Here is a 26,016-nt window from a genome sequence, read left to right on the forward strand (position 1 = left end):
TAGTTTTTTGATAAATTCACTGCTTTTGCAGAGGATTCTTTTTTATGAAAGAAACGTCAATTTTCTTCATATATATATACAAATTGGAGAAATGGGGGAGCGCTATGCGCGATTACTTAATTAAACCACTTGTTGGTCAGCCGTATCCAATGATTTCACATGGAAAAGGTGTTTATTTGTATGATCAAAATGGTAATAAATATTTTGATGGTTCGTCAGGAGCAATTACGGCAGGTATTGGGCATGGCGTAAAGGAGATTGCAGACGTTATTAAAAAGCAAGCTGAGGAGATTGCTTTTGTTTATAGATCACAGTTTACGAGTGAACCAGCTGAAAAATTAGCGAAGAAGTTAAGTGATTTAAGTGTAGGAGATTTGAACTGGAGTTTCTTTGTAAATAGTGGTACGGAAGCAAATGAAACAGCTATGAAAATTGCAATTCAGCATTTTCAAGAGCGAGGTATTCAAGGTAAGCATAAAATTTTATCGAGATGGATGAGTTATCACGGTATTACGATGGGTGCGTTATCGATGTCTGGTCACCCACTACGTAGACAACGTTTCGTATCTATTTTGGAAGATTATCCGACTATACCAGCTCCATATTGTTTCAGGTGTCCTGTTCAAAAGGTATATCCAACTTGTCAGCTGGCATGTGCGACTGAATTAGAAAGATCAATTGAAAGAATTGGTGCAGAGCATATTGCTGCTTTTATTGCTGAGCCGATTATCGGAGCAGCTGGAGGCGCGGTTGTTCCGCCAAAAGACTATTATAAAGTCATTAAAGATATTTGCAACCATTACGATATTTTATTTATTGCGGATGAAGTAATGACTGGGCTTGGTCGTACGGGAGCATGGTTTGCGATGGAGCATTGGGGTGTAGAACCTGATATTATGACACTTGGTAAAGGGCTAGGAGCGGGATATACACCGATGGCAGCGACAGTTGTAAGTGATCGTGTTATGGAACCAATATTACGTGGATCACGTTCAGTAATGAGCGGTCATACGTTAAGTGCAAATCCATTGTCTGCAGCAACGGCTTTAGCTGTTATTGAATATATGGAGAAACATAATCTCCCTGAAAAAACAGCAGAAAAGGGAGAATATTTAATAAAAGGCTTACAGAAAGTTCAACAACAATCGACAATCATTGCTGATGTGCGCGGAAAAGGGTTGCTAATTGGAGTAGAATTGCAACCGTTTACAAAAGCGTCGGAGCTTATTTCGGTTGCAGCTAAAAATGGCCTGCTTTTATACCAAGCAGTTTCAGGGCAAGCAGGAAAAGAAGATAGTGCACTGCTAGTAGCACCGCCAATGACAACTACATATTCCGAGTTAGATGAATTACTTTCAATTTTCTCTAAAAGTGTGGAAGAGATGATGCAAAAAGGAGGGCATAGTATCGCATGACAACTATTACAAATACATTCGGTAAATTAAAAGAAATTGAGGAAGTAATTTCTTTGTTCCATGATGATATGACATTAATGTTTGGGGGATTTGGAGGGATTGGATCCCCTCCATCTTTAATACAGGCAATTTTAGAAAAAGGCGTTACAAATTTAAATTTGGTTGGAAATGACACTGGATTTCCTGATGTAGGTATCGGTCGTCTTGTTACAAATGAAAGAGTTAAATCACTAATTACTTCTCACATTGGCTCCAACCCAAATGCAGGAAGGCAACTAAACGAGGGAAGATTACAAATTGAGTTTTCTCCGCAGGGAACATTAGCAGAGCGCATTCGTGCTGGTGGTGTTGGTCTTGGTGGTGTTTTAGTTGATGTAGGTGTTGATACGATTGTGGAAGAGGGAAAACGAACGGTTGAAATGAATGGTAAGACATATTTAGTTGAAACAGCATTAACTGCTGAAGTTTCAATTGTATATGCGAAAAAGTCAGATCCGTTTGGTAACCTTGTTTTTGACAAAAGTGCACGAAATATGAATCCTCACGTAGCAATGGCTGGGGATATAACAATTGTAGAAGCAGAAGAAATAGTCCCGCTAGGAAGTTTAGATCCAGAGGAAATCGTCGTTCCAGGTGTTTTCGTAAATTATATTGTACCGTCGGAAGGAGTGAACTGGAAATGGGTATGGGCGTAGAAGTGAGAGATAAGATTGCTAGGCGAGCGGCGAAAGAAATACAAAATGGCATGATTGTAAATTTAGGTATTGGCATACCATCGCTTGTACCAAATCATTTGCCTGACGATATAAATGTTATGTTTCATGCGGAAAATGGAATCGTCGGAATGGGACCAACACCAAGTAAAGGGAATGAAGATGAAAATTTGTGTAACGCAGCAGGTTTACCAACTTCTCTTATAACAGGAGCGAGTTATTTCGATAGCTGTACAGCGTTTGGTATGATTCGAAAAGGTTTGCTAGATATAACGATTCTTGGTTCATTACAGGTAAGTGAAAATGGTGATTTAGCAAACTGGATTGTACCTGGAAAACGTGTTCCAGGCATTGGTGGAGCAATGGATTTAGCACAAAAAGCGAAGCGGGTCGTTGTTGTGATGAATCATGTTGATAAGTATGGAAATGCAAAAATTGTTTCAGAGTGTACATTGCCATTAACTTCAAAGAAATGTGTAGATTTAATTATTACTGATATGGCGGTCATGGAGGTAACTCCGAGTGGACTTATATTACAAGAATTAATGAGTCCATACACAGTAGAAGATGTAAAACGACATACAGAAGCTGATTTTCAAATTAGTTCTAACTTACTAGTAATTGAATGAAGGGAGATGTAATATGTGGAGCAATTAAAAAAGCAAGTTTGTGATTATATTGAGAGTCATGAAGAAGAAAGTGTAAAATTTTTAAAGCGATTAATTCAAGAAAAGAGCGTATCTGGTGATGAAAGCGGTGCGCAGGCGATTGTGATTGAAAAATTACGTGAATTAGGTTTAGACCTCGATATTTGGGAGCCTTCTTTTTCTAAAATGAAAGGTCATCCTTATTTTGTATCACCCCGTACAAGTTTTTCAGATAGCCCAAATATTGTAGCAACTTTAAAAGGAAGTGGCGACGGGAAATCTATGATATTAAATGGGCATATTGATGTAGTTCCGGAAGGGGATGTGAATCAGTGGGAACATCATCCTTATAGTGGTGAGAGAATAGGAAATCGTATATATGGCCGTGGAACGACGGATATGAAAGGCGGAAATGTCGCACTCATGCTTGCGATGGAAGCGATTATTGAATCTAGCATTGAATTAAAAGGAGACATCTATTTTCAAAGTGTAATAGAAGAGGAAAGTGGCGGAGCAGGGACATTAGCAACTATATTACGAGGATATAAGGCAGATGGTGTCATTATTCCAGAACCTACTAATATGAAGTTTTTCCCGAAACAACAAGGTTCCATGTGGTTTCGTCTACGTGTAAAAGGGAAAGCAGCACACGGTGGAACGCGTTATGAAGGGGTTAGTGCAATTGAAAAAAGTATGTTTGTTATAGAACATGTAAGAAAGCTAGAGGAGAAAAGAAATAGTCGAATCACAGATCCGTTATTTAAAGGAATTCCGATTCCAATTCCAATTAACATTGGGAAAATTGAAGGAGGGAGTTGGCCAAGTTCTGTTCCCGATGAATTAATTTTAGAAGGAAGATGCGGTGTTGCGCCGAATGAGACTATAGAGGCGGCAAAAGAAGAATTTGAGAATTGGATTGCTGAATTAAATGATGTGGACAATTGGTTTGTTGAAAATCCAGTAGAAGTAGAATGGTTTGGAGCGAGATGGGTTCCTGGTGAATTAGAAGAAAATCATGAACTTATTACCGCACTTCATCATAACTTTGTTGAAATCGAAGGGAACGAACCAATTATTGAAGCATCTCCTTGGGGGACTGATGGAGGTTTATTTACACAAATCTCAGGTGTACCAACTATAGTATTTGGTCCAGGAGAGACAAAAGTAGCACACTATCCAAACGAGTATATAGAAGTTGATAAAATGATAGCTGCCGCAAAAATTATTGCATGTACATTACTAGATTGGTGTGAGGTGAAAAAATGAAATACTATGAATCTTTTAGAGAACAGACGAATTGTTATACAGTAGAAGGCGTTTTAGATTATTTTAATAAACGTATCCGAGTAGACCACTATACAGGAAATGTTGAAAGTATTATACAGACAATTGACGAACTAGCAGAGAAACATTCTTTCACTAAATGTATTATTAAAGGAAAGGGAGAGCATGTTTCAACATGGCTCTCTTTCGGTTTTTTGTTGGAAGCAACGATACCTCATTATTTTCAAGGACACGATGCATACTTTTTTGTGAAATATAATAATGATGAAAGACGAAATAGTATGCATTGGACTGAGGAAGATACTATATTAAGCGGTGTAAAAGGAAAAGAAATAAAAGAAAAAGTAGTTCCAGAGAAATTTCTGCTGAGAAAAGCGACTGAAGAAGATGCAGAAGAATTAGCAACTGTATTCGGAAAAGTATTTGAAGTGTATCCGACACCTTTAAATGAAGCGAGTTATGTATTACAGACGATGAAAGAAGACGATACAATTTACTACGTGTATGAATTTGAGGGGGAAATTATTAGTACAGCATCTGCAGAAATGAATATAAAAGAAGGGAATGCAGAATTAACAAATTGTGCTACTTTACCTGAATATCGTAAACATGGATTTATGAAAAGTTTACTAATTAAATTAGAGGAAGAGCTCCGAGAAAAATCTATTTTCTGTTCCTATACAATTGCTCGATCGCTTTCTTTCGGAATGAATGCTGCATTTCATCAATTAGGCTATACGTATACAGGAAGACTGGCGAATAATTGCTACATTTTCGATAAGTTGGAAGATATGAATATATGGGTGAAAGATTTATCTAGCTATTCGAAAGCAGTAAAAATTCCGCCTCAAAATTCGGCTGTAAAGCAAAATAGTTAGGTGGAGCTGGGTGTTCGAAAAAGCCGTACTAATTAAAATATAAAATTGATCAAAATTATAGAACGGAATCGTCATGCTTACAATCGCACATAGGTATGCCGAAAATTCGGCATGTAATTGCTGGATTTTCGGCAAAAGGGGGGATGACATTGCTAGCAGTTTCGACACAAGAAGTCATTGAAGCGATTTTGGGCAGCATTGATGAGGCTATACACGCTGTAGATGAAAATGGAATTACAATATTTTATAACTCTGTAGCTGCAAAACACGATGGATCCAAGATTGAAAAAGTGTTAGGGAAGCATTTGTTAGAAGTGTTCCCGTCTTTATCAAGGGAAACGAGTACATTGATGAAAGTATTAGATACAAAAAAACCTATCGTACATCAAGTACAGCATTATCAAAATTTAAATGGTGAAGATGTTTGTACAGTAAATACGACGTTACCTATTTTTATAGATGGAAATATTGCCGGGGCTGTTGAAATTGCAAAGGATTACTCTACAATTCAAAAACTTACTGACACAATTGTTGATTTACAGTCGAAAATAAAACGGTCATCTAGAAAAAAATTGATTAAAAAGCATGCTGCATTTGAGACGATAGTGACAAATGATACGCGGTTTAAACAGACGAAAGAGCTAGCACAAAAAGTAGCACCAACAGACGCAAATGTTTTAATATATGGTGAAACAGGAACAGGAAAAGAACTGTTCGTACAAGCAATTCATGAAGCTTCTAAAAGAAAAAACAAGCCATTTATTGCACAAAACTGTGCAGCTTTACCAGAGTCGTTATTAGAAAGTTTATTGTTTGGAACGACAAAAGGAAGCTATACAGGAGCGATTGAAAGAGCTGGGCTATTTGAACTTGTTGATGGTGGTACATTATTTTTAGATGAACTAAATTCAATGCCTCTTGATTTGCAGGCAAAAATGTTACGAGTGTTAGAAGATGGAGTCATTAGAAGAATTGGTGATAATAAGACGAGAAAAGTAGATGTTCGCGTTATTACCGCAATGAACCAGCCTCCAGAAATATGTTTACGAGAGAATAAAATTCGCACTGATTTATATTATCGCTTAAACGTATTTTCATTATATATCCCACCGCTTCGTGAAAGAACTGAGGATGTACTATTATTAGCATCTTATTTTTTGAAAGAATATAATAAAAGTTATAAAAAAGGTGTACTTCAAATTGATGAGGAAGCGAAAGATAGACTGCAAGCTTATCAGTGGCCTGGAAATGTCCGGGAGTTAAAACATACGATTGAACATGCTGTCATAATTGCAGAAGGTAATACATTAACAGCTAATTGTTTACCGCGTACATTTCGGAAAGAGAATCTTCCGAAGAAGAAGAGCATATTGCCACTTAGAGAAGCACTTCATCAAACAGAAAAAGAATTAATAGATCAAGCGTTGATTGAAACGGAAGGGAATATATTACAAGCCGCAAAAATGTTAGGTATCCCTCGTCAAACGCTTCAATATAAACTGAGCAAGTACGACAAAACCGCCGAATAATCGGCGGTTTTTGTGTGTTTGCACGAATAAAAGAGCGTTTACATATATAAAAAGTAATGAATATAATGTTAAGTATTGATTTCATACAACGCTTAAAAATATTTTTTCGCTTATGTAATAGGGTTCTCCGCACATTTACTTATCAACAATGTAAAGTTGGCATAACTATTGCTTATATAAAGGATGAGCGTATAAAAAGGGGGAATAGCAATGTTACATGATGTATACAAACCAAATCGTCACTGGAAGGATATCGAATTATGGAAAGATGTTACTGAAGAGCAATGGAATGATTGGGTTTGGCAATTAACGAATACGATCAAAACGTTAGATGACTTAAGAAAAGTAATTAACTTAACACCTGAAGAAGAAGAGGGCGTTAAAATTTCAACGAAAACGATCCCGTTAAACATTACACCGTACTATGCTTGGCTAATGAATCCTGATGATCCACGCTGTCCGATTCGGATGCAATCAGTACCGATTTCGGAAGAGTTATATAAAACAAAATATGATTTAGAAGATCCGCTTCACGAAGATGAAGATTCACCAGTTCCAGGGCTAACACATCGTTATCCGGACCGTGTACTATTCTTAGTAACAAATCAATGTTCTATGTATTGTCGTTACTGTACACGCCGTCGTTTTAGTGGACAAATTGGAATGGGTGTACCGAAGAAACAATTAGATGATGCGATTGCTTATATTAGTGAAACACCACAAGTACGAGATGTATTAATCTCCGGTGGTGATGGACTTCTAATTAACGATAAAATTTTAGAATATGTATTAAAAAATTTACGAGAGATTCCGCATGTTGAGATTATTCGTATCGGAACGAGAGCACCAGTAGTATTCCCACAACGTATTACAGAAAATTTATGTAACATTATTAAAAAATACCATCCAGTATGGTTAAATACACATTTCAATACATCTATTGAAATTACTGAAGAATCGAAAAAGGCATGTGAAATGTTAGCGAATGCTGGTGTTCCAGTCGGAAACCAAGCAGTAATTTTAGCTGGTATTAACGACAGCGTTCCAATTATGAAAAAACTTATGCATGACTTAGTAAAAATCCGTGTACGTCCATATTACATTTATCAATGTGATTTATCTGAAGGTATCGGTCACTTCCGTGCACCAGTATCTAAAGGTCTTGAAATTATTGAAGGTTTACGTGGACACACATCTGGTTATGCTGTTCCGACATTCGTTGTTGATGCGCCAGGTGGAGGCGGTAAAATTGCACTTCAACCAAACTATTTAATCTCACAAAGTGCAGATAAAGTTGTACTTCGTAACTTTGAAGGTGTTATTACGACGTATCCAGAGCCAGAGAGCTATATTCCAGGAAGAGCGGAAGGATACTTTAAAGAGATTTATCCGAACTACGAAGAAAAACGTTCAGATGTTGGTATCGCAGGTCTTATGAGCGATAAGAAATTTAACCTCGTTCCAGACGACTTACAGCGTATGAACCGTCGTAAAGACTACGAAGATAATGATACTCATGCATCTTTAAAAGATAAACGTGATAAGCGTGATCAATTAAAAGATAAAAAATATCAAGCACAAATGGCTAAATTAGAAGAAAACGACAAAAAAACTGAGGGTGATGCAGTATGAATTGTATGTGGTGTGACAGTACAGAAGCGAAAGAAAGCTTGAATACTGTATATTGGGAATTACCAGATGGTACGAAAGCCATTGAAATCCAAAAGACACCATGTATTTCTTGTTCCTCGTGCGGGATGGACTATCAATCAGACCATACAGTAAAAGAAATTGAAGATCAGTTATTTTTAATTTATACGAAAGATTTACCAAAACAACTAACATATGAAGAATTAATGGGAAGACCACGTCTATTAAAAAGAAATTACTTCGACTTTTAACCAGCTTTTATGCTGGTTTTTTTCTTTTTTGCCTTGTATAATGTACCCAAGTTAGAAAGGTAGGGAATATTTTTGAAAAAGACATTTTACCATTATATGATGAAGCATCGTGCAGCTTTATTTAGAAATGAAATTTCAGATTTAGCAGAGGCGATGTATGATGATTTAAGTTTTCCGAAGCAATCTGAAGACTATGATGAAATTAGTTCATACTTAGAGTTGAGCGGAATGCTAGAAAGTATGTCTATATTTGATGAAGCCTGGGATTTATACATACAAGATAGATAAAAACTATTTGAAAACATACAGAATACATTACTTTATTTAAAGTGAAGTATTCTGTATGTTTTTTTATTGATTTGAAGCTAGTCTAGTTACTAGCTTTTCTTTTGAGTGTAACGTAAATTTTATAAGATTATAATTTTTATTGAAAAAATTTATGAATATAAGCTTCTGTGATAAGCGTTTTTATGTAGGTTGCATATACTGTTATCAAAATCACGACGTCAAAAAAAGGAGAGATAGAGATGGCAAGAAAAAAACAACCTAAATATAACGTAGGGGACATAGTCGTGATTACGCTATATGGAACCGTTGGGAAAATCACAAATATGAAGGTTTTAGATGGAGTTTATGTATACGAAGTCAATAATCACGATGGATTTTACGTAGAGCAAACGCTGCAGCACGTTACAGAGCAAGATATGAAGAAGGGCGATACGGAGTGGATTGAATTAAATTATAATTTCACGTTTGGTGATCTTGTGCAAGTAACTGGATATGATAAAGATGTTTTCCGTATTGTTGGTTTTCGTACAGAAGTATGGAGATATAAGAATGACGCATGGGAAGATACAATTTATGAATTGTCACGGATTACGGATGGTGAATGGTTAGAAGCGGATGAGTCAGATTTAACGTTACTTGCCAATGCTCAAACGGCAAATGCAATTTTGAAGAAACTGAAACAAGATAAAGCAGGTATGAATAAATTAGATTTAGGTAAGTTAAAGTCAATTAACAACTCGAAAAAAGTGAGTGTTAAGACGAATCGTCAAGAAATCATTGATGGATTACTTGATATTTATAACGATTATCAATTATTGTTCGATACATTTAAAGATGAAGAATATAAAATTGTAATGGATGTTGTTCATAATTATTTAGTTAAATTGACAGAGAAAAAATAGTTAACTAGAAAGAGAGAATAAATTGAACAACAACATATGCAGTATAAGGTATGCCTACAATTATTAAAAAAATAAAAAGCCACTTTATAAGAGAGTCTGCCCATTGATCTTCATGCATGAACTCTTCTTTTGTTTGTCCTACTTCATATTGATTTTCCATTATTATTTCCCCCTTTGAATAGCTTGTACTACAATCGTATGCATCTCGTCCAAAGCTTATGACCTATAAAAAAATAAAATCTATTTTTCTAATCTCATATACATAATTTTGAGATTTTTTCATAAAACAGAAATAAAGGAGTGATGCTCATGAAGGAAATTGAAGTCGTGATTGATACGGAAGAGATTGCGGAGTTTTTTTATGAGCAACTAATTGAAAGAGGGTACGTCCCGAAACGAGAAGAAATTGAAGATCTCGCAGATATTACATTTGAGTATTTATTAGAGAAATGCATGATTGATGAAGTTTTTGATGAAGAGGATGAATGAAAGTAACGACGGGCATAACTCGTCGTTTTTTTACTCTTTACAAACCTGTCACAAATATAGTCAATAATTATTGGTATAATTAAAATGAAATTTTACTCAAGAGGTGAAGGGATGTTCAAAAAAATTATTGATTCTTTATTAGGAAAGAAAAAATATCGTTCGTATTCAAGTAGTGATTACCGTCGTAGAGGGCGCTCGTATTCAAGTAGCGATTATAAACGACGTTCATCTGGTTATGGACATCAACATTATAAAAGAAAACGTAAAAGCCGTAGCTTCTTTTCAAGTAGCTGATGAAATGGCGTCGTGTACTAGCATTATTTGATAGACCACTGCGGAAAAATACAATTGTTGCAGAACGTTATAAAATTGAATCAGTAATTGGAATGGGCAGTTATGGGGTCACATATGTCGTTAATGATTTACAAGTAAATAGATATAAAGTCTTAAAACAATTAAGACAAAGTAAACAAAGATATGAGTCTGGTAGAAAATCATTTGAACAAGAGAAAATGATTTTACAAACATTAAATCATCATGCAATTCCTAGTCTGTATGATCATTTCATATGGGAGAAAAAGAGCTTCTTTGTGATGGAGTACATGCCTGGTAAAAATTTTGAAGATTATATTTTCATAGATGGGTATGTATATACAGAACGTGAAGTTTTTGAGATTTTATATGAAATATTAGAAATTGTATCGGTGTTTCATAGTGAAGGCATTATTCACCGAGATTTACGCATTCCAAACATATTAATGAAAGAAAATCAAATTAGTATTATTGATTTTGGATTGGCTAAATGGAAAGGTGAGGGTGATGAGAGAGCTACAACTTACGAAGGTGAACAAGCTTTGATGCGAGAAGTCCACTTTCGTAGCGACTTTTATGCACTCGGTCATTTCTCGTTATTTTTATTATATGCAGGATATGAATCTAATGAAAAACAGGAAAAACCATGGTACGAAGAATTAACTTTGGAAAATTATAATCGCGAAATGCTTATGCGAATGTTACAAATAAAAACGCCGTACTATGAGAATGTACAAGATTTAAAACAAGATGTAGCTTCTGCTTTAGAAAGGATGGAGACTCCATGTTTCAAAAGTTTTTAGCAAGCGTTGGTATTGGGAGTGCAAAGGTAGATACTGTTCTTGAAAAAGATGAGTATATTGTTGGGGAAGAAATAGTTGGAAATGTTCATATAACTGGAGGTTCAGTTAGCCAGCAAATTGAAAGCATTTACTTAACATTATCGACGTCGTATGTACGAGAAGTGGATGATAAAAAAGTAACAGCAACGTATGATTTAGAGCGAGTACGCTTAACAGAACCATTTTCTATAGAACCGAATGAAAAAGTTGAAATTCCATTTTCTTTTCCAATGCCAATTGAAGCACCACTTACACTTGATATGAAAACGGTTTGGATTCATACAGGTCTTGATATTAAACATAGTATAGACCCAAGTGACCGCGACTACGTTCAAGTGTTACCCAATGCATTATTAAGTAGTGTTTTAGATAGTGTAAATGAATTAGGGTTTAAAGCACGTCATATAGAATGTGAAGAATTACCGCATCGATTACGTAAGCAAGTTCCATTCGCACAAGAATTTGAGTTTATTCCAGTTTCTGGAGAGTATTATGGGAAATTAGATGAATTAGAATTATTAATCTTGCCACGTGCATACGATCGACTAGAAATTATTATGGAAGTAGATAGAAAATCTCGTGGTTTAGCTGGATTATTCGCTGAGGCGCTTGATCTTGATGAGAAGGTGATTCGTTTTACCGTAACAAGAGAAGATATCCCTGAGATGAAGCAAAAAATTAATAATTATATTTTTTAATAAACTATGCATAAAAAAGGAATGGAGAGGAAAACTAAAACAACCGCTCCATTTTTTTGCATAGTGAGGTTATGTATGTGAAACGATATCGACATTTATACTTGCTAAGTTTTACGTTACTCATTTGTTTTGTCGTATTATCACTTTCGTATCATACCGCTTGTATTGAGAATTTTGACAATATAGTCGCACATTTTATTCAAAGCTTTCGAAACGATTATTTGACGACCTATTTTACTTGGGTGTCTTTTATCGGTTCCAAAAGGATATTTTTCCCATTACTCATTATTCTTGTAATGTATTTTCTCGTTAGAAAAAAGTTGCTTAGTGCATTGCTTCTAACAATTAATTACTACGGATCTCGTTATTTAAACAGTCTGCTTAAACTATGGTACGAACGAGCAAGACCTGATGTTACGCAGCTTGTTACTGCAACTGGATATAGTTTTCCGAGCGGTCATACGATGAATGCTACGGCTTTTTTAGGATTTATTGCATACGTCACAATTACTGAAGATCGTATTTCGTTGCATAAAAAATTGCTAATTATTCTTATAGCAAGCTTTGTTGTATTATCTATTTCAGTTAGCCGAATATATCTTGGCGTGCACTATCCATCTGACATATTAGCAGGATGGGCAGCTGGCGGTAGCTGGCTCGTTTTATGTGTTATATTCCATAAAACGTTCATAAAAAAAGAACCTATGTCATAATAGGTTCTTTTTTCATTGGCTCAACATGAATGTGTGCATGGTAAATTCCAAACTTTTTGCGAAGCATAGCTTCGATGTTGTCGGTAATACAGTGACTTTCTCCAACATCCATACGAGCATCTACTTCAATTGTAATATCAACGTACGTTTGATTCCCGTACATACGTGCTCGAATATCTACAATGTTTTCCACACCGCCAATATGCTCAATAGCATCAGCGTATTCCTCCATTTTATCAGGGTCAATTCCATCTGTTAGCATATGAGAAGATTCTACGAAAATCTCCCATGCAGTTTTACAAATAATAAGACCAACAATTAAAGCGGCAATAGGGTCTAAAATAGGCATTTGGAACTGAGAACCGACAATACCTACTACAGTACCGATACTTACGAGTGCATCTGATAAATTATCTTTTGCAGCAGCTTCTAGTGATTTACTTTTTGTTCGTGCTGCAATTTTTTTCGTATACAAATACACGCAGTACATAACGACAGCAGAAAATAAAGCAACCCATGCAGCGAGTACATTAGGTGCTGCTTGTTTCGGATTTAAGAAAGATTGAATGGCACTAATAACAACTTCTAATCCGACTGTTGCCATAATGAAGGACGCAACAAGTGATGCGATTTGTTCGGCCCGTGAATGCCCATACGGATGATCTGGGTCACGAGGTTTACGAGATATTTTTAGACCAATTAATATCGCTAAAGAAGCACCGATATCCGTTAAGTTATTTAAACCGTCAGCACGTAATGCGCTAGAGAGGGTAATATAACTGATGATGATTTTCATAGAGGATAAAAATATGTAGGCCATAATGCTGACAATAGCACCTTTATCAGCTTCTTTATGAGAAAGAGTATCCATTTTAATCACTCACCTTTCTTTAAAGGAATTTCTTTCTATAAATAGAGTATCAAACGAAAGTCGTGTGGGTCTATACAAACATTGTTGACGTTTTATAGCTTTTTAAGAAGGGGATAACAAAGTTTCGTGAAGGAAAAATATGTTGAAAAGTACAAAGTCAGGGTGTGAACCTAATTAGAGTTTATTTACTAAAGAGATAGGAGGGTAGATGGATGAAGAAGCGAATACTTTTCTTACTATGTACTATTCTTATAATGACAGGGTGTAATTCATTAAACGATGAAAAACATCAAAAGATAATTGTGAAAACAGATGAAAGCCCTCTGAAAAATATTTTCCAGAGGGCTTTTATTTTAGTATGCTTCTAAAAACTCAGTAACTTGCTCTTCAGTTTTTGCATTAGCACTATGTAAGTGGCCTAGCTTCTCACCATTTTGGTATACAAGTAAACTTGGAATACCCATTACTTGATACTCTTCAGCGATACTTGGAAACTCATCTTTATTAATAGAATACCATTCAAATTTATTGAACTCTTCCATTACATCTCCGATAAAGTTGTCCATACGTACGCAATCTGGGCACCATGTAGTAAAGAACTTAACAACTACTGGCTCCTCGCTTGCGATGATGTCTTTGAATTCTTGTTCTGTTTTAATTTCTTTCATAAGTAAAACTCCTTTCAATATTACACGAATTTATATGCAAAATTCGTATTTGCAAACATGTTGCAAACTTATTATTTGTTTTTTAGTTTTGTAGTTCGTTCACACTTATAAAACTGTATTTTAACTTGTATATAACATGACTGCACTTCTAAGTGTGAAAATAACGGAACCTCACTTTTCTTTATAAGCTTTTTCCAGGATTGTGTCAAACTTCTGAATTGCAGGGTTACCATTTACATTAAATCATCTGTTTTTATTATTAGAAAGTTTCGCCTATTTAAAAAGAAAACAAGAAAGAAAAAACAAATAATTGAATTCTAGATTATTTACTGCAATAAATAACCTAAGCTTGAATAATTCTCTATCATGGGAAGATAAAGATGTTTCTTGTATGTTTCATAAACTTAAGGATTCTATCGCTTGTATCAGATGCGGCATCGCTATTTTAACAGTAGAATTGTATTAAAAGATAAGTAAAAGGCATCTAATTAAGATGCCTTTTTATTTTAATTACAAAAATTGAATAAGGTTAGAAATTATATGATTGTAATGGGAATTAAGGGATATTAATAAAAAAATTTTATTAGGGATTTGCCTTAAACATTTATTGCAGTTAAGAATATTTATAATAATATGAACTAAAAAAGGTCCGATTTTTGTAATGTTGGAGGGGATTATTGTGGACATAACTCAAAGCGTATCAAGAATAGTGGTTAATGGAAAAGATCTTTCTTTCACTTCAGTTCAAACCTCTGCATGGAATCATGGACCTGTAAATGATTTAATTGTTACGACGAATCAGAGAGTGAATGAGCTTTATCAATTCATGTGGTCACAAGTACCGGTTACGATTTCGGTATATTTTCTTCAAGGGGCGGATTTACTGAGGTTCGTTAGGGTTGCGGGAATTGATGAGCGTGTAACAGGAGAATATGTATATCATTTCATTTGGTGATAAGAAGAATTCGAGGTAGTCTAGCAGCTACTTTTTTATTTTGTCATTTGAATATAAGCGAGCGGACTAGCTTTATAGTACCCACTGAAATAAAGAATCATAATATAATTTGTAACAAATTATATGGAAGTGAGTTGAAAATCATGTTTTATTCATATTTTAATTCTCAAGCTGGCATGCGACCAGCGTACGGTACGTCTATAACGTATAGTGGAGCACAAAGTACAGTCCAAGCTATTCAACAAGCATTACAAATGCAACAACAAATGCAAATGCAGCAGCAAGGAGTACAACCATATTACTCATCCGTAGAGTATTTTTACCCAGTACATCATGTTACACCGTATGGAAGTTCTTTTCTTACTATTCCATATGGAACTGTATACAACTTATAACTAGTAAGGAATGAAGTGGTGTATATAAATAAGGGTGCAGGTTAATAGCGCCCTTATGAACAATAAAAATAGCTAGTCCAAACCTTATAAATCAATCTTACATAATATGTAGTAATAAGTTTGAAAGGGGAATTAGTATGTCTTGTTATTACTACTGTAAGTATTGTAAGGAGTATAAAAAGAAGCACCATGATTGTTGTAAGAACACTAGTAAGTGCCATGATAACAAGGACAATCTTGTTAGAGCATCGGCATTTAGAGCTAGAAATACTGTGAATCAAAATGTTCCTGCTAATACTTTTGTGAAAGTGTTATTTCAAAATGAACAATTTGATTTAGCGAATGAGTATAATCCAGCAACATCTATTTTTATGCCGAAGACTAAAGGAGTATATTCTATTATTGGAACGATTGGTTTCTTTCCAAACGATCCAACTTTAAATTATAGAGCGCGTGTAGAAATTCGTGTGAATGGAAACGCAGCGATAGCTATAGATAATGACTTTTTTGGTCCAATAAGTTTTGGAAATGTAGTAAGTGTTTCGACGATTGTTCAATTGAATGCAGGGGATGAAGTTGAGGTTTATGCACAAAGTAGTATAGATGGAGTTTTAAGTCCTTTAGAAGATGGTGCACATTTTGAAGTAGCAAGATTTCCTTCTCCGATTAAATAAAGTCATTAAACATTGAGTTTACAGAAGCTTAAAGGTAAATCCTCACCGAAATGGTGAGGGTTTTTTACTCTATTAAAAATAGTAACAGGTCGTCCAAGCTATTCTAATCTATATAGCATACTATATAAAAATAAGTGTAAAGGGGGACTAACTATGTCTTATTATTACTGTAAGTATTGTAAAGATTACAAAAAGGAAAGTCATGATTGTTATAGAAAAAGTAGTAAATGTGATAGGAAGTATGTAAAGGTGAAGTGTTGTGATGATAAGAAAGAGGAGTTTGTAAGGGCATCGGCATTTAGAGCTGTGAATACAGTTAATCAACCTGTTCTAGCAAATACTCCTGTTAAAGTATTATTTCAAAATGAACAATTTGATCTAGCGAATGAATATAATCCAGTAACATCCATTTTCACTCCGAAAACTAGAGGGGTATATAGTGTATTAGGAAATATAACATTTTCTCCAAATGATTTTAATGTGAATTACAGAGCTAGAGTAGAAATTCGTGTAAATGGAAATCTAGCAATAGCGATAGATAATGATTTCTTTGGAACAGGAGTATTTTTTAATAATGATGTTTCAGTAACTACTATTCTTCAATTAGAAGCAGGAGATTCAGTTGAAGTTTTTGCAGAAAGTAGTATTGCGGGCGTAATTGTACAAAATGTTAATGGTTTAAATACGGTTCACTTTGAAGCGGCAAGATTTCCTTCTCCAATTAAATAAAACAGATCATTAAATGTTTTTTAGTAGGTTTAGTTAATCCCCTTACCAAATGGTGGGGGATTATTATTGTTTTTCTAAAATATATAAGTAAACAGGTAAAAGTGTAGTTTAATTTGTAGAGGCTTTAACCTTATTCAGATAATGAAAAAAATAATATGTAAATAAGTAACATGCTTGTGAAAACTCAGTGTTAGTAAGTTTACTAGTTTTTTTATAGAACAAGAAAGACGAAATACATAAAAGATCGCATCATTACGTTTTTTCTTTACTATATAGAAATTACATATTGAACATAAATTTGTGTAGGGAATGCTAGTACACTGAAAAGAATAACATAAAGGCGATTACACTATATAAAAACAAAATCAATCCTAAGATGAGTAGTATTGGATGCAGCTTGAACATATTTGACCTCCTTGAGTACATAAAGAATTTTAATATATTGTTGGTCAATTTAGAAGGGGACGGTTACATAAAAAAAGAGCATACATAATAAGTACGCTCCAAAGAAAGATAGGTTTTATGAGTGGATAATCTCCATACGATAATATATGTCCTTTTAATAAAAACGTGTAAAAAATCAATGAATTATCAATGGAATATCATAAAATGAGTAATTTTAGTCTAGGAATGCAGTCATTTTCTTTCTCAGTTATTTTAGGTAACAAAGTTGTGAAAATCGTGCATTATGCGGACTAACAACGGGATAACGATCGTACTTCAGTTACATATTTCTTAAAGTCTGGATATTGCGTGATAGTTTGACATTTTGGGGTGCATAGTTGATTAATAATAGACACATTTGTAATTACTTCGTTACAAGGACCGAAAAATGTAACTTTTAGCTTTGAATTTGGTGGGATTTTGAACACGATAGGCTTTTTTTCCATGAAATCAGCTCCTAATATTGAGTATTATAATTTAATGGATATAGAGTCGTATTAGTATAATATGAAATTTCAGTGGATTTGCTTATAATAAAGAATTTCATAGTAGTAAAAGTGCTTAAAGATGTAAAAGGGAAATTGAGAATGCGAAATAAAATGTTTAATTAATATAATCAATAAATACGAAAATAGTTAATATAACTAATACATTTTTTAATTTGTTACATATCATGTTAGTAAGAATTGTATAAGGAGGTAGTATAAAATAGTGGAAGAAAATGTACAAGCTCAGCTTTCGCCACCGTGGATCACATATTTTAATGAATTAAAAAATTCAATAGGTGCTGATCCAACTGTTACAGTTGGGCCACTTATTCCTGTTGGTGGTAATTATATTATTTTAGTGCATGCGTTAAGTAATGAAAAAGCGAGAGCGTTAGCAACGTTTTTAAAATCTTTTGTACAATTTGGGAATGTAAGTGTGACAGTTATTGTAACGAATAATGAGAATGAAATTGTAAATCCATTTCCTTGTCCACTAGATGCATTTGAAATAGCTCATTTATTTCAAGTAGCACTAGAAAACAATCCTTATTTTGAACAAGTTGTGGTACAGCCTCAGTTCCCTGGCGGACCGAATGTTGTCTTTCCGGTGTTCACTGCGGAAGTCATTCAGTTTTTCAATGACGATATTTCTAACTTATGTCAAACGTTTACAGGTGTTGCTGCCAATGTATTTCGTGATGTAATGAATGATGAGGTTTGTGATAGCCCAATATTATTTTCTACAAGTTGTGTTATGAACAGTGAAAATACACAATTACAAAATAAAGATTTAACACCAAAATTGTTTTATTAGACTATAAAAAGACATTTTCAGTAATAGAAAATGTCTTTTTTATGCACCAATAGTGTTCAGGTTGGACAATTGTAGGTTAACAGGAATAATTTTCAATTAATTAAAATTTTTCTAAATCTCATATTTCATGGAAAGATAGTAATTTTGATTTAAGAATATATAGAAAATGAGGAATGATTTTTATTAACTGAAAGGGAATTGATACTGGAAGTTTTAAGTTAATATTATAGGAGGATTTTTTCTAATATCCGTAAAAATGATCAATACCTAAATTGATAGGATGAGACTACATAACAAATAGTAAGGTATATTTCGAATATGATAATATTTTTTGTGACATACATGTTAAAGCTAATAGAAATATTTCTGAAAGAGAATATATTTTGAAAAACAGTAACGATTCTTTTTATTTATATTATAGATAGCTAGTTTTAGAGAGATAAGGCTTACAATAAAACAAGCTATGAATAAGACATTAAAAAGGAGCTGGAATGTATGGGTTATATTGTAGATATTTCAAAATGGAATGGAACTATCAATTGGGATATTGCAGCATCTCAGCTAGATTTAGTGATAGTTAGAGTTCAAGATGGCTCTAATACGGTGGATTTTATGTATCAAAATTATGTTAGTGAAATGAAAAAGTATAGTATCCCATTCGGTAATTATGCTTTTTGCCGTTTTATATCTATTGCTGATGCAAAGAAAGAGGCACAAGATTTTTGGAATCGTGGTGATCAATCAGCTAAGTTTTGGGTGGCGGACGTAGAAGTTCAAACGATGGCAGATATGCAAGGCGGGACACAGGCATTTATTGATGAATTACGCCGTTTAGGTGCGGAAAAAGTAGGATTATATGTAGGGCATCACATGTATTTATCATTTGGAGCACGTAATATTGAAGCTGATTTCGTATGGATCCCTCGTTATGGAGGGAATAAGCCAGCATATCCATGTGATATTTGGCAATATACGGATTCAGGGAATGTTCCTGGGGTTGGGAAATGTGATCTGAATCGATTAGTAGGAAATAAGTCACTTTCTTGGTTTATAGATTCGAACAAAGCAAATCAACCTAACATAGTGTATACACAGCAACCGAATGGCATTGGTATTGCAGTTTCGAAATATCCTGATGGATACGGAATAAATTTATATGAGAACCCTATGAATCCTCAATTTACAGGTGCACTCACTCAGAAAATTCCATATTTAATCTTAACAGGTTATTGGGGAGGCGGTGAGCAAGATATGATTTGTTTAGGGAACGATAAGCAGTGGGCATATTTAAAACATTTTAAGGTGAAATGGTTTTATGCAACTTCGAAATATCCTGTCGGCTACAGAGTAAATTATTATGAAGAGCCTGAATGTATGAATTATAAAGGAAATATAGATGGATCGACATCTTTTCGAGTGTGGGATAGAGTGGGAAATGCGGTAGATATCGGGCAGAATAGTTGGATACCTGAAGAACATGTAATTATTAAGTAACTATAGAAGTTATATTTTTTTGGAGCATATAAAGAGTTTTCTTACTNNAGTAAGAAAACTCTTTATATTTAAAAATGAAAATACATGATGCATAGTCTACTCATATGAAATGAATTACATGTAGAAAACACACTGTTTTCACAATGACTGTGTATAGTTAATTTGCATAATGATAAAAGTGAGGTATTTGAATTGAAAAAGAAAAAGATATTTATTGGAACGATTATTTCATGCTTGATGCTAGCATTATCTGCATGTGGTTCCTCAGACAACGTAGTAACATCAAAAGTAGGAAATGTTACAGAGAAAGAATTAAGTAAAGAATTACGACAACAATATGGAGAAAGTACTTTATATCAAATGATGTTAAGTAAGGCATTGCTAGATAAATATAAAGTTTCAGATGAGGAAGCAAAAAAGAAAGTAGAAGAAGCAAAAGATAAAATGGGTGAGAACTTTAAATCGACTTTAGAACAACTTGGATTGAAAAATGAAGATGAATTAAAAGAAAAAATGAAGCCAGAAATTGCATTTGAGAAAGCAATCAAAGCAACAGTTACAGAAAAAGATGTGAAAGATAACTATAAACCAGAAATGAAAGTAAGTCACATTTTAGTGAAAGATGAAAAAACGGCTAAAGAAATAAAGGAGAAAGTAAATAATGGTGAAGATTTTGCTGCCTTAGCAAAACAGTATTCAGAAGATACTGGTTCAAAGGAACAGGGCGGGGAAATATCTGGTTTTGCTCCTGGGCAAACAGTGAAAGAATTTGAGGAAGCTGCGTATAAATTAGATGCAGGCCAAGTAAGTGATCCAGTTAAAACAACTTACGGTTACCATATTATTAAAGTGACGGATAAAAAAGAATTGAAGCCATTTGATGAAGTAAAAGATAAAATTCGTAAAGATTTAGAACAACAAAGACTAGAAGATACGACAGGTAAATGGAAACAACAAGTAGTCAATGATTTATTGAAAGATGCTAATATTAAAGTGAATAATAAAGAATTTAAAGATACATTTAAATTTCTAGAAAAGAAATAATGACTGTAATCATAACTAGAAAAGGGAACTCATATAGAGTTCCCTTTTCTAATTAGTGTGTGAGTTATAAATAGATAGTAAGACAATACAATATTACATTTAAATATTAAGAATTACAATGGGAAATTATGGGTTTAAATTAAAGGAATTATAATTATTTCAATGGAAGTAGATATGATACGGTTTTCATTATGCAAGTTTGTTACATATATTTACTCTTTAATAATGGGTATCGAACATAATTTACAAAATAATACATATAATGTTTTTGAATAAATATTTAACGTGGATAATTAGTAAAAAGCTGAGCATTCGATTGGAAAGGATGTTCTTTTTAGTATGAAAATTTTAGGATAAAGAATGAATCGCTTTAAACGCGTCATTTACCATATCAATAAATTAAGGTGGAGAGAATATATGAAAGTAATCTTTCAGGGAGAGGGCGGCGCGAAAATTTTTGAGTCATATGATGAAAATATAAGTGATTTATTAGCAATATTAAAAGAAACGAAAGGGATTAAAATAGGGATGGTTAAGTATAAAGTGTTAAAGTACGAACTTAATTATTTTCGTCATCCGAAAAAATCGGATACAGAGAGAGAGTTACATATAATAGTACAACCTATGTAATAAAATATAATAATAAAAATCACCGATTCAGTTTTGCAAAGTTTCATAGAGTATGTAAGAAAAGAGAGTGTTGTAAATGTTCTCTTTTCTTATGCTTTGTGAGTTCGTTCATCATAGTATATGTTTTCAGTTATAGATGGTTAATAAACGAAAAAATTTAAAACTTTTTTGTTTGGGTAGGGATTTTATATATGAATAAATATACTATGAAGTATTTTTTATACGAATATTGGAGGAGTATAAAATGAGTTTAGCTAGTTACATAGGCTGTAATGTAGAAATTCAGTTAACGGTTCCAGATTCTAATGATGTAATTGTTTTTGGACCGTGTTTTTCAGATGAAAGTATGCTTGAAATTGTACAAGAGTATCAATTCCAAACAAATTTCACATATGAGGTTTCAACTAGTTGGGGAATTGAATTTGTCGAGTGGCAAAACGTAAAGGAAAAAAGAAGCGAAAGAAAAACTTTTAACTTTATGCAAGATTATGGAAGGCTATTTGGAAGATGGAGACTATTTCGAATTATTTAGTTGTTGGGTTGGTGATGAAGGTAAGGAATGAGTAGGGGAATTGAAATTAAAAATAAATCATTTTAATATAGATGAATTATGTATTCCAGAAAGAACATTAGTTAGGATAGAAAAATAAAATTTGAAATATTTTTTAGAAAAAGGCGATTTCACTTTGTGTGAAGTCGCTTTTTAGTTGTTATATGTATTTCATTTTACATAAGAAATGAGAAGTTTATTTGATAAAGGAAAAAGAAAGTATAGAGGTAAATAAAATTGTGTTTTTTGTTAAAAAATAATAAGTATGGCTCTTCTCAAAAGAACGTAAGTTCGTGTATAATAAGAACTAATGTTCCTTAGAGGGATAACCTAATTATAATTTAGAAGTAAATCCGAGTTTAGTGAGTATTAAAAATAACTAAGGGATAGTATGACTAAATAAATGTATAAATGATCAAGGAGATAAAAAATGAACGATGTAAAGATACAAAAAGAAGAAAGAGAGTGGGTTCCGTTTACAGTAATATCCGAACAACTTTTAAATATGAGAAAGATTATTGGAGAGAAATTAAAAGTACAAAAACCGCTTTTAACAAATGAAGCAAAAGAGAGAATTTCTGATAAATTATTAAATTCATTACTGTCTGAGAAAGAAATATTGGTAACATATTTTGAAGATGGCTACATATTAACAAGCTACATGACAGTTGTACATATTAATCCGGTAAAACAATTTGTAATTTGTACAGACGCCTTTTATAAAACTTACGTATTTAACGCTATGGATATTATTGAAATAACGTAAAAGAAGCTGAATATTAAATGGCAGCTTCTTTTATTTCTGATTTATGAAATAAATAATACAAGAAAAAGCAGCTAGCTTCGCGCTAGCTGCTGAGCCCCAGGGAAAGGGAGAAAAAGATAGGGTACTCCAAAATCAACAAGAGCTGTCAAACAGCCTGATTATAGTATAGACAAATTAAAATTTTCTATACAGAAAGTTAAACATAAGATTAGGCTGTACCCACTTGGTTTTGATCTGCAAGGTCAGAATCAAATGTATTGGTCGCGCTAACACCGCTAAAAGTATTAACAACAAAACCAACGTTTGATGCGCCGGAGCCATTATAAGCTTTCGTATTTTCTTTCGGAGAAACGTTGTAGAAATCACCTAAGTTAAATGAACCATTACTATTTTGTACAACTAAATTTCCTACAACTGATGGCATAATTTTCACCTGCTTTATAATAAGTTGTTAACATTACTATATGGAGTTATAGTCCAGATGGTTCATACAATAAAAATTGTGGGATAGTAAAACGTTTGGAGCATGGATTTCAATAAAAGTGTGTTAAAATTAATATAATAAAGTTGAGTATTTTTTTGAAAAATTTGTATAATTAATATATATGAAAATAAAGGAGGCAAAATGTAATGAAAGATATTATGAAAAAAGTTGATTTAACAGATGCCAAATCAAGTAATCTTGTTGCACTAATTTATAGTAATGAAGTTATATTAGTTGAAGACGCATTTTGTCCAAATGAAATAAAATTAAAGTTTAATGAAATTGCAATTTTATCTGCAATTAAAACAGCTCATATTGCGAAAGTTTCTATTAGGAAAGAACTTGAAGCGCTTTTTCATGATACGGGTGTTATATTAGTGAAACAAAATGTTGATTATGGTAGTAGTCAATCTATTACCATGCATTTTGAGCAATTTAAAAAATTGCAATATGAGATTGAACATTTAAATAAAAGTATGTCATAAGGCAGCTAAATAAAGGTTCTATCATAAAGGTGGAATGTGTTGTGTTGAAAAAGTGGTTTAAAAATTATTTGGGTGAATCGCATTGTAAACATAAATATATTTTTATTAAGATGCAGGATAATGAGGATTTTAAAAAAAGGTACATTAGGTGTAGTTTATATTTACTAGTGTGAGAAATGTGGAAAAGAGAAGTTGAAATGTAAAAACAATAATGAAATAAACAATAAATTTTTAGATAGGTAGCAAAAAGTAACCATGATGGTTACTTTTTTTGTTTATGTATGCAATATCAAAACTATTACTAAAGTATGAGTTGAGTTGATACTATAGTAAATGGCTGAATAAAAATGAAGAGAGTAATATATAGGGAAGGAGGATGAGCGAAATGAAGAGAAAAGAAATTGGTAAGTCTGTAATTATTACAGGTGTGACACAAGGGTTAGGACGTGCGATGGTTGATCGATTTCATGAATTAGGGTGGAACATATATGGTTGTGGACGCTCAAAAGATAAAATTGAAGAACTAAAAAAACAGTACAGTAAAATACATGATTTCCAAGTAATTGATATTTCAGATTCTCAGCAAGTTAACAATTGGGCAAATTATATACTTAATAGACATAAGGCTCCCAATCTGATAATAAATAATGCATCGATTGTAAATCAAAATGCACAACTTTGGAAAATTACGGCTCAAGAATTTGAAAATGTAATGAATGTAAACGTGAATGGTGTAGTAAATGTAATAAGAGCGTTTGTTCCAGCAATGGTAGTTAGGAAAGAAGGGATTATCATTAATATGAGTTCTAGTTGGGGAAGAGAAGGTGAGGCTGAGCTTGCGCCATATTGTGCCTCGAAATTTGCTATTGAAGGTATCACTAAATCTATGGCCCTGGAATTACCCTATGGCATGGCTGTAGTTGCTTTAGATCCTGGAGGGAGTATTAGTACTCCAATGCTGAAGTCATGTGCTCCACAATATATAAATGAATCACCTACACCTGAAACTTGGTCACATAAAGCAATTCAATATATATTGAATATAACAATAGATAAAAATGGAGATTCGTTGACATGTCCAGCATGCATATAAAAAAGCACCTTTAAGGTGCTTTTTTATATTGGTAGTACATTATATCATTCACAAAATCACATATGAAAAATAAAATAAACGATTAAGGGTGAGATTTGTTTGTTTTGAAAGCTTTAGAAAATATTTAAATAGGTGATAAAAATGAATCCACGCGGTTTAAAAGTGACAGGGGCATGGTTTCAAGTGGGAGGGAACCTTACAGCTGCTATTGGGACGACAAGAGGATTTATTGGAGAAGAGAAAGTTGAATCGGACCTTGTTATTGTAGGGAGCTCATTACAAGCCCTCGGGTATATATTACAAATCATTGCGAGCAAGTATGATGACGGGGAAGAAAAAAGAGAAAATCAAAATATAGGCTTAGAGAATCAAAGTAAATTACTTGATAAAATAGGAATTGAGTTATTAGCATTAGGGAATATATCAAATGTAATAGGAACATATTTTAATATAAATGAACAATTGAAAGAAAATGATTTTCTTATTATTATAGGGAACAGTTTACAATCAATCGGTGCTTTTTTAGGAGTAGAAGCAGCTTTGATGGATATAAATGTACTACAGAAAATTATTATACTAGGTAACTCCATGCAAAGTTTAGGAGCTGGATTACAAGCGTATCAAGGCGTTTCAAATTTATTGAAAGATGAGAGAGAAAATGAAGATAGTATTTTTGATAAGAAGGATGAGAGAATAATTGCACTCATTGGTATTTGGATACAAGCGCTTGGAACGTTAATTTCTGCAATTGGAGTAACTGCAATAGAGGAAGAAAATAGGCTAGCAAACAATGAAAAGTCTGAAATACTTATATAAGTAGA

General features: G+C 33.4%; 32 protein-coding genes and 2 pseudogenes. 29 read left to right on the forward strand and 5 right to left on the reverse strand.

All coding sequences use genetic code 11. The annotated features are described in order from the left end of the window. Window positions 1-104 precede the first annotated feature (104 nt). The 10 genes from CN409_RS06470 (at window position 105) to CN409_RS06515 (ending at window position 9,557) form a co-directional block, all read left to right on the forward strand. Window positions 105-1,415, forward strand: a complete 1,311-nt coding sequence (locus CN409_RS06470; protein ID WP_001205879.1) for an aspartate aminotransferase family protein — start codon at window positions 105-107, stop codon at window positions 1,413-1,415. Beyond that, entirely contained in the window at window positions 1,412-2,110 is a 699-nt protein-coding gene (gene atoD, locus CN409_RS06475; protein ID WP_000208111.1) for an acetate CoA-transferase subunit alpha, read from the forward strand. The genes CN409_RS06470 and atoD overlap by 4 nt, the downstream gene beginning before the upstream one ends. Next, a complete protein-coding gene (locus CN409_RS06480; RefSeq protein ID WP_000525278.1) occupies window positions 2,095-2,757 on the forward strand; it encodes a CoA transferase subunit B in 663 nt (220 codons plus the stop codon). The genes atoD and CN409_RS06480 overlap by 16 nt, the downstream gene beginning before the upstream one ends. A 15-nt stretch (window positions 2,758-2,772) precedes the next feature. Beyond that, window positions 2,773-4,041 (forward strand): peptidase, encoded by a 1,269-nt coding sequence (locus CN409_RS06485; RefSeq protein ID WP_000436696.1) that lies wholly within the window; start codon window positions 2,773-2,775, stop codon window positions 4,039-4,041. Next, on the forward strand, window positions 4,038-4,937 hold the full coding sequence (gene ablB / locus CN409_RS06490; protein WP_000878599.1) for a putative beta-lysine N-acetyltransferase: 900 nt from the start codon (window positions 4,038-4,040) through the stop codon (window positions 4,935-4,937). The genes CN409_RS06485 and ablB overlap by 4 nt, the downstream gene beginning before the upstream one ends. A 143-nt stretch (window positions 4,938-5,080) precedes the next feature. Beyond that, on the forward strand, window positions 5,081-6,466 hold the full coding sequence (gene rocR / locus CN409_RS06495; protein ID WP_014895234.1) for an arginine utilization transcriptional regulator RocR: 1,386 nt from the start codon (window positions 5,081-5,083) through the stop codon (window positions 6,464-6,466). A 210-nt stretch (window positions 6,467-6,676) separates the two neighbouring features. After that, complete coding sequence (gene kamA / locus CN409_RS06500) at window positions 6,677-8,098, forward strand: lysine 2,3-aminomutase (protein ID WP_000902145.1); 1,422 nt, start codon at window positions 6,677-6,679, stop codon at window positions 8,096-8,098. Next, window positions 8,095-8,367 carry a YokU family protein gene (locus CN409_RS06505; RefSeq protein ID WP_000995766.1) on the forward strand — a complete coding sequence of 91 codons (273 nt, stop codon included), beginning with the start codon at window positions 8,095-8,097 and terminating at the stop codon, window positions 8,365-8,367. The genes kamA and CN409_RS06505 overlap by 4 nt, the downstream gene beginning before the upstream one ends. Before the next feature lie 72 nt (window positions 8,368-8,439). Further along, a complete protein-coding gene (locus CN409_RS06510) occupies window positions 8,440-8,655 on the forward strand; it encodes a YozE family protein (protein WP_000750717.1) in 216 nt (71 codons plus the stop codon). Between the two features lie 239 nt (window positions 8,656-8,894). Beyond that, window positions 8,895-9,557, forward strand: coding sequence for a hypothetical protein (locus CN409_RS06515; RefSeq protein WP_000101498.1), 663 nt, complete (start codon window positions 8,895-8,897; stop codon window positions 9,555-9,557). A 4-nt stretch (window positions 9,558-9,561) separates the two neighbouring features. Here CN409_RS06515 and CN409_RS06520 read toward each other — a convergent pair whose 3' ends face one another. Further along, window positions 9,562-9,717 (reverse strand): DUF3930 family protein, encoded by a 156-nt coding sequence (locus CN409_RS06520; protein WP_000431485.1) that lies wholly within the window; start codon window positions 9,715-9,717, stop codon window positions 9,562-9,564. A gap of 149 nt (window positions 9,718-9,866) precedes the next feature. Here CN409_RS06520 and CN409_RS06525 point away from each other — a divergent pair, with 149 nt between their 5' ends. From CN409_RS06525 to CN409_RS06545, 5 genes are all read left to right on the forward strand, one after another. Beyond that, on the forward strand, window positions 9,867-10,046 hold the full coding sequence (locus tag CN409_RS06525; RefSeq protein ID WP_000658451.1) for a YozD family protein: 180 nt from the start codon (window positions 9,867-9,869) through the stop codon (window positions 10,044-10,046). A 111-nt stretch (window positions 10,047-10,157) separates the two neighbouring features. Beyond that, the gene (locus CN409_RS06530) at window positions 10,158-10,340 is read left to right on the forward strand and encodes a hypothetical protein (RefSeq protein ID WP_000473371.1); all 183 of its coding nucleotides are present in this window, start codon (window positions 10,158-10,160) and stop codon (window positions 10,338-10,340) included. Then, entirely contained in the window at window positions 10,340-11,161 is an 822-nt protein-coding gene (locus CN409_RS06535; RefSeq protein ID WP_000872072.1) for a serine/threonine protein kinase, read from the forward strand. Before CN409_RS06530 ends, CN409_RS06535 begins: the two co-directional genes overlap by 1 nt. Continuing rightward, complete coding sequence (locus CN409_RS06540; protein WP_000486635.1) at window positions 11,143-11,898, forward strand: sporulation protein; 756 nt, start codon at window positions 11,143-11,145, stop codon at window positions 11,896-11,898. The genes CN409_RS06535 and CN409_RS06540 overlap by 19 nt, the downstream gene beginning before the upstream one ends. 77 nt (window positions 11,899-11,975) lie before the next feature. Further along, window positions 11,976-12,611, forward strand: a complete 636-nt coding sequence (locus tag CN409_RS06545) for a phosphatase PAP2 family protein (RefSeq protein WP_002082842.1) — start codon at window positions 11,976-11,978, stop codon at window positions 12,609-12,611. Here CN409_RS06545 and CN409_RS06550 read toward each other — a convergent pair. Then, a complete protein-coding gene (locus CN409_RS06550) occupies window positions 12,601-13,482 on the reverse strand; it encodes a cation diffusion facilitator family transporter (protein WP_000380385.1) in 882 nt (293 codons plus the stop codon). The genes CN409_RS06545 and CN409_RS06550 overlap by 11 nt on opposite strands. A gap of 353 nt (window positions 13,483-13,835) precedes the next feature. Then, entirely contained in the window at window positions 13,836-14,150 is a 315-nt protein-coding gene (locus tag CN409_RS06555; protein WP_000658787.1) for a thioredoxin family protein, read from the reverse strand. Between the two features lie 679 nt (window positions 14,151-14,829). Between CN409_RS06555 and CN409_RS06565 the strand changes: the two genes are divergently transcribed. The 4 genes from CN409_RS06565 to CN409_RS06580 all read left to right on the forward strand — a co-directional run bounded on the left by CN409_RS06565 (window position 14,830) and on the right by CN409_RS06580 (window position 16,903). Then, the gene (locus CN409_RS06565; RefSeq protein WP_000355694.1) at window positions 14,830-15,105 is read left to right on the forward strand and encodes a hypothetical protein; all 276 of its coding nucleotides are present in this window, start codon (window positions 14,830-14,832) and stop codon (window positions 15,103-15,105) included. 143 nt (window positions 15,106-15,248) lie between these two features. Then, window positions 15,249-15,500: a DUF3947 family protein gene (locus tag CN409_RS06570; RefSeq protein WP_000500101.1), complete on the forward strand. Its 252-nt coding sequence runs from the start codon at window positions 15,249-15,251 to the stop codon at window positions 15,498-15,500. 137 nt (window positions 15,501-15,637) lie between these two features. Continuing rightward, window positions 15,638-16,174 carry a C1q-like domain-containing protein gene (locus CN409_RS06575; RefSeq protein WP_002162813.1) on the forward strand — a complete coding sequence of 179 codons (537 nt, stop codon included), beginning with the start codon at window positions 15,638-15,640 and terminating at the stop codon, window positions 16,172-16,174. A gap of 153 nt (window positions 16,175-16,327) precedes the next feature. After that, window positions 16,328-16,903, forward strand: coding sequence for a complement C1q domain-containing protein (locus CN409_RS06580; protein ID WP_086391020.1), 576 nt, complete (start codon window positions 16,328-16,330; stop codon window positions 16,901-16,903). Between the two features lie 695 nt (window positions 16,904-17,598). Here the strand turns inward: CN409_RS06580 and CN409_RS06585 are convergent. After that, a complete protein-coding gene (locus CN409_RS06585) occupies window positions 17,599-17,793 on the reverse strand; it encodes a hypothetical protein (protein ID WP_000412557.1) in 195 nt (64 codons plus the stop codon). Window positions 17,794-18,058: 265 nt separating this feature from the next. Here CN409_RS06585 and CN409_RS06590 point away from each other — a divergent pair, with 265 nt between their 5' ends. The 6 genes and pseudogenes from CN409_RS06590 (at window position 18,059) to CN409_RS06615 (ending at window position 23,133) form a co-directional block, all read left to right on the forward strand. Beyond that, window positions 18,059-18,649 (forward strand): hypothetical protein, encoded by a 591-nt coding sequence (locus CN409_RS06590; RefSeq protein ID WP_000392278.1) that lies wholly within the window; start codon window positions 18,059-18,061, stop codon window positions 18,647-18,649. Window positions 18,650-19,144: 495 nt separating this feature from the next. Beyond that, a complete protein-coding gene (locus tag CN409_RS06595; RefSeq protein WP_086391019.1) occupies window positions 19,145-20,143 on the forward strand; it encodes a glycoside hydrolase family 25 protein in 999 nt (332 codons plus the stop codon). A 192-nt stretch (window positions 20,144-20,335) separates the two neighbouring features. Continuing rightward, the gene (locus tag CN409_RS06600) at window positions 20,336-21,187 is read left to right on the forward strand and encodes a peptidylprolyl isomerase PrsA (RefSeq protein ID WP_000727339.1); all 852 of its coding nucleotides are present in this window, start codon (window positions 20,336-20,338) and stop codon (window positions 21,185-21,187) included. A 417-nt stretch (window positions 21,188-21,604) separates the two neighbouring features. Further along, window positions 21,605-21,817 (forward strand): hypothetical protein, encoded by a 213-nt coding sequence (locus tag CN409_RS06605; protein ID WP_000864274.1) that lies wholly within the window; start codon window positions 21,605-21,607, stop codon window positions 21,815-21,817. A 244-nt stretch (window positions 21,818-22,061) separates the two neighbouring features. After that, window positions 22,062-22,467, forward strand: a pseudogene (locus CN409_RS06610) (hypothetical protein). A gap of 330 nt (window positions 22,468-22,797) precedes the next feature. Further along, the gene (locus CN409_RS06615) at window positions 22,798-23,133 is read left to right on the forward strand and encodes a YolD-like family protein (protein ID WP_081143251.1); all 336 of its coding nucleotides are present in this window, start codon (window positions 22,798-22,800) and stop codon (window positions 23,131-23,133) included. A 208-nt stretch (window positions 23,134-23,341) separates the two neighbouring features. Here CN409_RS06615 and gerPF read toward each other — a convergent pair whose 3' ends face one another. Continuing rightward, window positions 23,342-23,557 carry a spore germination protein GerPF gene (gene gerPF, locus CN409_RS06620; RefSeq protein ID WP_001141569.1) on the reverse strand — a complete coding sequence of 72 codons (216 nt, stop codon included), beginning with the start codon at window positions 23,555-23,557 and terminating at the stop codon, window positions 23,342-23,344. 206 nt (window positions 23,558-23,763) lie between these two features. On the opposite strand from gerPF, the gene CN409_RS06625 reads away from it, so the two are divergent. The 4 genes and pseudogenes from CN409_RS06625 to CN409_RS06640 all read left to right on the forward strand — a co-directional run bounded on the left by CN409_RS06625 (window position 23,764) and on the right by CN409_RS06640 (window position 26,011). Next, complete coding sequence (locus CN409_RS06625; RefSeq protein WP_000651908.1) at window positions 23,764-24,102, forward strand: hypothetical protein; 339 nt, start codon at window positions 23,764-23,766, stop codon at window positions 24,100-24,102. A 41-nt stretch (window positions 24,103-24,143) separates the two neighbouring features. Then, window positions 24,144-24,345 (forward strand): annotated as a pseudogene (locus tag CN409_RS06630) (hypothetical protein). Between the two features lie 142 nt (window positions 24,346-24,487). After that, window positions 24,488-25,195, forward strand: a complete 708-nt coding sequence (locus CN409_RS06635) for an SDR family oxidoreductase (protein WP_000823053.1) — start codon at window positions 24,488-24,490, stop codon at window positions 25,193-25,195. Between the two features lie 141 nt (window positions 25,196-25,336). Next, window positions 25,337-26,011 carry a DUF6944 family repetitive protein gene (locus CN409_RS06640; RefSeq protein ID WP_001069566.1) on the forward strand — a complete coding sequence of 225 codons (675 nt, stop codon included), beginning with the start codon at window positions 25,337-25,339 and terminating at the stop codon, window positions 26,009-26,011. The last annotated feature ends 5 nt before the right edge of the window (window positions 26,012-26,016 follow it).

Origin of the sequence: Bacillus sp. AFS012607, from assembly GCF_002558005.1 — a bacterium.
Lineage (GTDB): Bacteria > Bacillota > Bacilli > Bacillales > Bacillaceae_G > Bacillus_A > Bacillus_A thuringiensis_S.

What these genes read in the sequence shown, in the direction of transcription:
- CN409_RS06470 (WP_001205879.1), top strand. Translation starts at nt 105, where the DNA reads ATGCGCGATTACTTAATTAAACCACTTGTTGGTCAGCCGTATCCAATG.
- atoD (WP_000208111.1), top strand. Translation starts at nt 1,412, where the DNA reads ATGACAACTATTACAAATACATTCGGTAAATTAAAAGAAATTGAGGAA.
- CN409_RS06480 (WP_000525278.1), top strand. Translation starts at nt 2,095, where the DNA reads ATGGGTATGGGCGTAGAAGTGAGAGATAAGATTGCTAGGCGAGCGGCG.
- ablB (WP_000878599.1), top strand. Translation starts at nt 4,038, where the DNA reads ATGAAATACTATGAATCTTTTAGAGAACAGACGAATTGTTATACAGTA.
- rocR (WP_014895234.1), top strand. Translation starts at nt 5,081, where the DNA reads ATGACATTGCTAGCAGTTTCGACACAAGAAGTCATTGAAGCGATTTTG.
- kamA (WP_000902145.1), top strand. Translation starts at nt 6,677, where the DNA reads ATGTTACATGATGTATACAAACCAAATCGTCACTGGAAGGATATCGAA.
- CN409_RS06505 (WP_000995766.1), top strand. Translation starts at nt 8,095, where the DNA reads ATGAATTGTATGTGGTGTGACAGTACAGAAGCGAAAGAAAGCTTGAAT.
- CN409_RS06515 (WP_000101498.1), top strand. Translation starts at nt 8,895, where the DNA reads ATGGCAAGAAAAAAACAACCTAAATATAACGTAGGGGACATAGTCGTG.
- CN409_RS06520 (WP_000431485.1), bottom strand. Translation starts at nt 9,717, where the DNA reads ATGGAAAATCAATATGAAGTAGGACAAACAAAAGAAGAGTTCATGCAT.
- CN409_RS06525 (WP_000658451.1), top strand. Translation starts at nt 9,867, where the DNA reads ATGAAGGAAATTGAAGTCGTGATTGATACGGAAGAGATTGCGGAGTTT.
- CN409_RS06530 (WP_000473371.1), top strand. Translation starts at nt 10,158, where the DNA reads ATGTTCAAAAAAATTATTGATTCTTTATTAGGAAAGAAAAAATATCGT.
- CN409_RS06535 (WP_000872072.1), top strand. Translation starts at nt 10,340, where the DNA reads ATGAAATGGCGTCGTGTACTAGCATTATTTGATAGACCACTGCGGAAA.
- CN409_RS06540 (WP_000486635.1), top strand. Translation starts at nt 11,143, where the DNA reads ATGTTTCAAAAGTTTTTAGCAAGCGTTGGTATTGGGAGTGCAAAGGTA.
- CN409_RS06550 (WP_000380385.1), bottom strand. Translation starts at nt 13,482, where the DNA reads ATGGATACTCTTTCTCATAAAGAAGCTGATAAAGGTGCTATTGTCAGC.
- CN409_RS06555 (WP_000658787.1), bottom strand. Translation starts at nt 14,150, where the DNA reads ATGAAAGAAATTAAAACAGAACAAGAATTCAAAGACATCATCGCAAGC.
- CN409_RS06570 (WP_000500101.1), top strand. Translation starts at nt 15,249, where the DNA reads ATGTTTTATTCATATTTTAATTCTCAAGCTGGCATGCGACCAGCGTAC.
- CN409_RS06575 (WP_002162813.1), top strand. Translation starts at nt 15,638, where the DNA reads ATGTCTTGTTATTACTACTGTAAGTATTGTAAGGAGTATAAAAAGAAG.
- CN409_RS06580 (WP_086391020.1), top strand. Translation starts at nt 16,328, where the DNA reads ATGTCTTATTATTACTGTAAGTATTGTAAAGATTACAAAAAGGAAAGT.
- CN409_RS06585 (WP_000412557.1), bottom strand. Translation starts at nt 17,793, where the DNA reads ATGGAAAAAAAGCCTATCGTGTTCAAAATCCCACCAAATTCAAAGCTA.
- CN409_RS06595 (WP_086391019.1), top strand. Translation starts at nt 19,145, where the DNA reads ATGGGTTATATTGTAGATATTTCAAAATGGAATGGAACTATCAATTGG.
- CN409_RS06605 (WP_000864274.1), top strand. Translation starts at nt 21,605, where the DNA reads ATGAAAGTAATCTTTCAGGGAGAGGGCGGCGCGAAAATTTTTGAGTCA.
- CN409_RS06615 (WP_081143251.1), top strand. Translation starts at nt 22,798, where the DNA reads ATGAACGATGTAAAGATACAAAAAGAAGAAAGAGAGTGGGTTCCGTTT.
- gerPF (WP_001141569.1), bottom strand. Translation starts at nt 23,557, where the DNA reads ATGCCATCAGTTGTAGGAAATTTAGTTGTACAAAATAGTAATGGTTCA.
- CN409_RS06625 (WP_000651908.1), top strand. Translation starts at nt 23,764, where the DNA reads ATGAAAGATATTATGAAAAAAGTTGATTTAACAGATGCCAAATCAAGT.
- CN409_RS06635 (WP_000823053.1), top strand. Translation starts at nt 24,488, where the DNA reads ATGAAGAGAAAAGAAATTGGTAAGTCTGTAATTATTACAGGTGTGACA.
- CN409_RS06640 (WP_001069566.1), top strand. Translation starts at nt 25,337, where the DNA reads ATGAATCCACGCGGTTTAAAAGTGACAGGGGCATGGTTTCAAGTGGGA.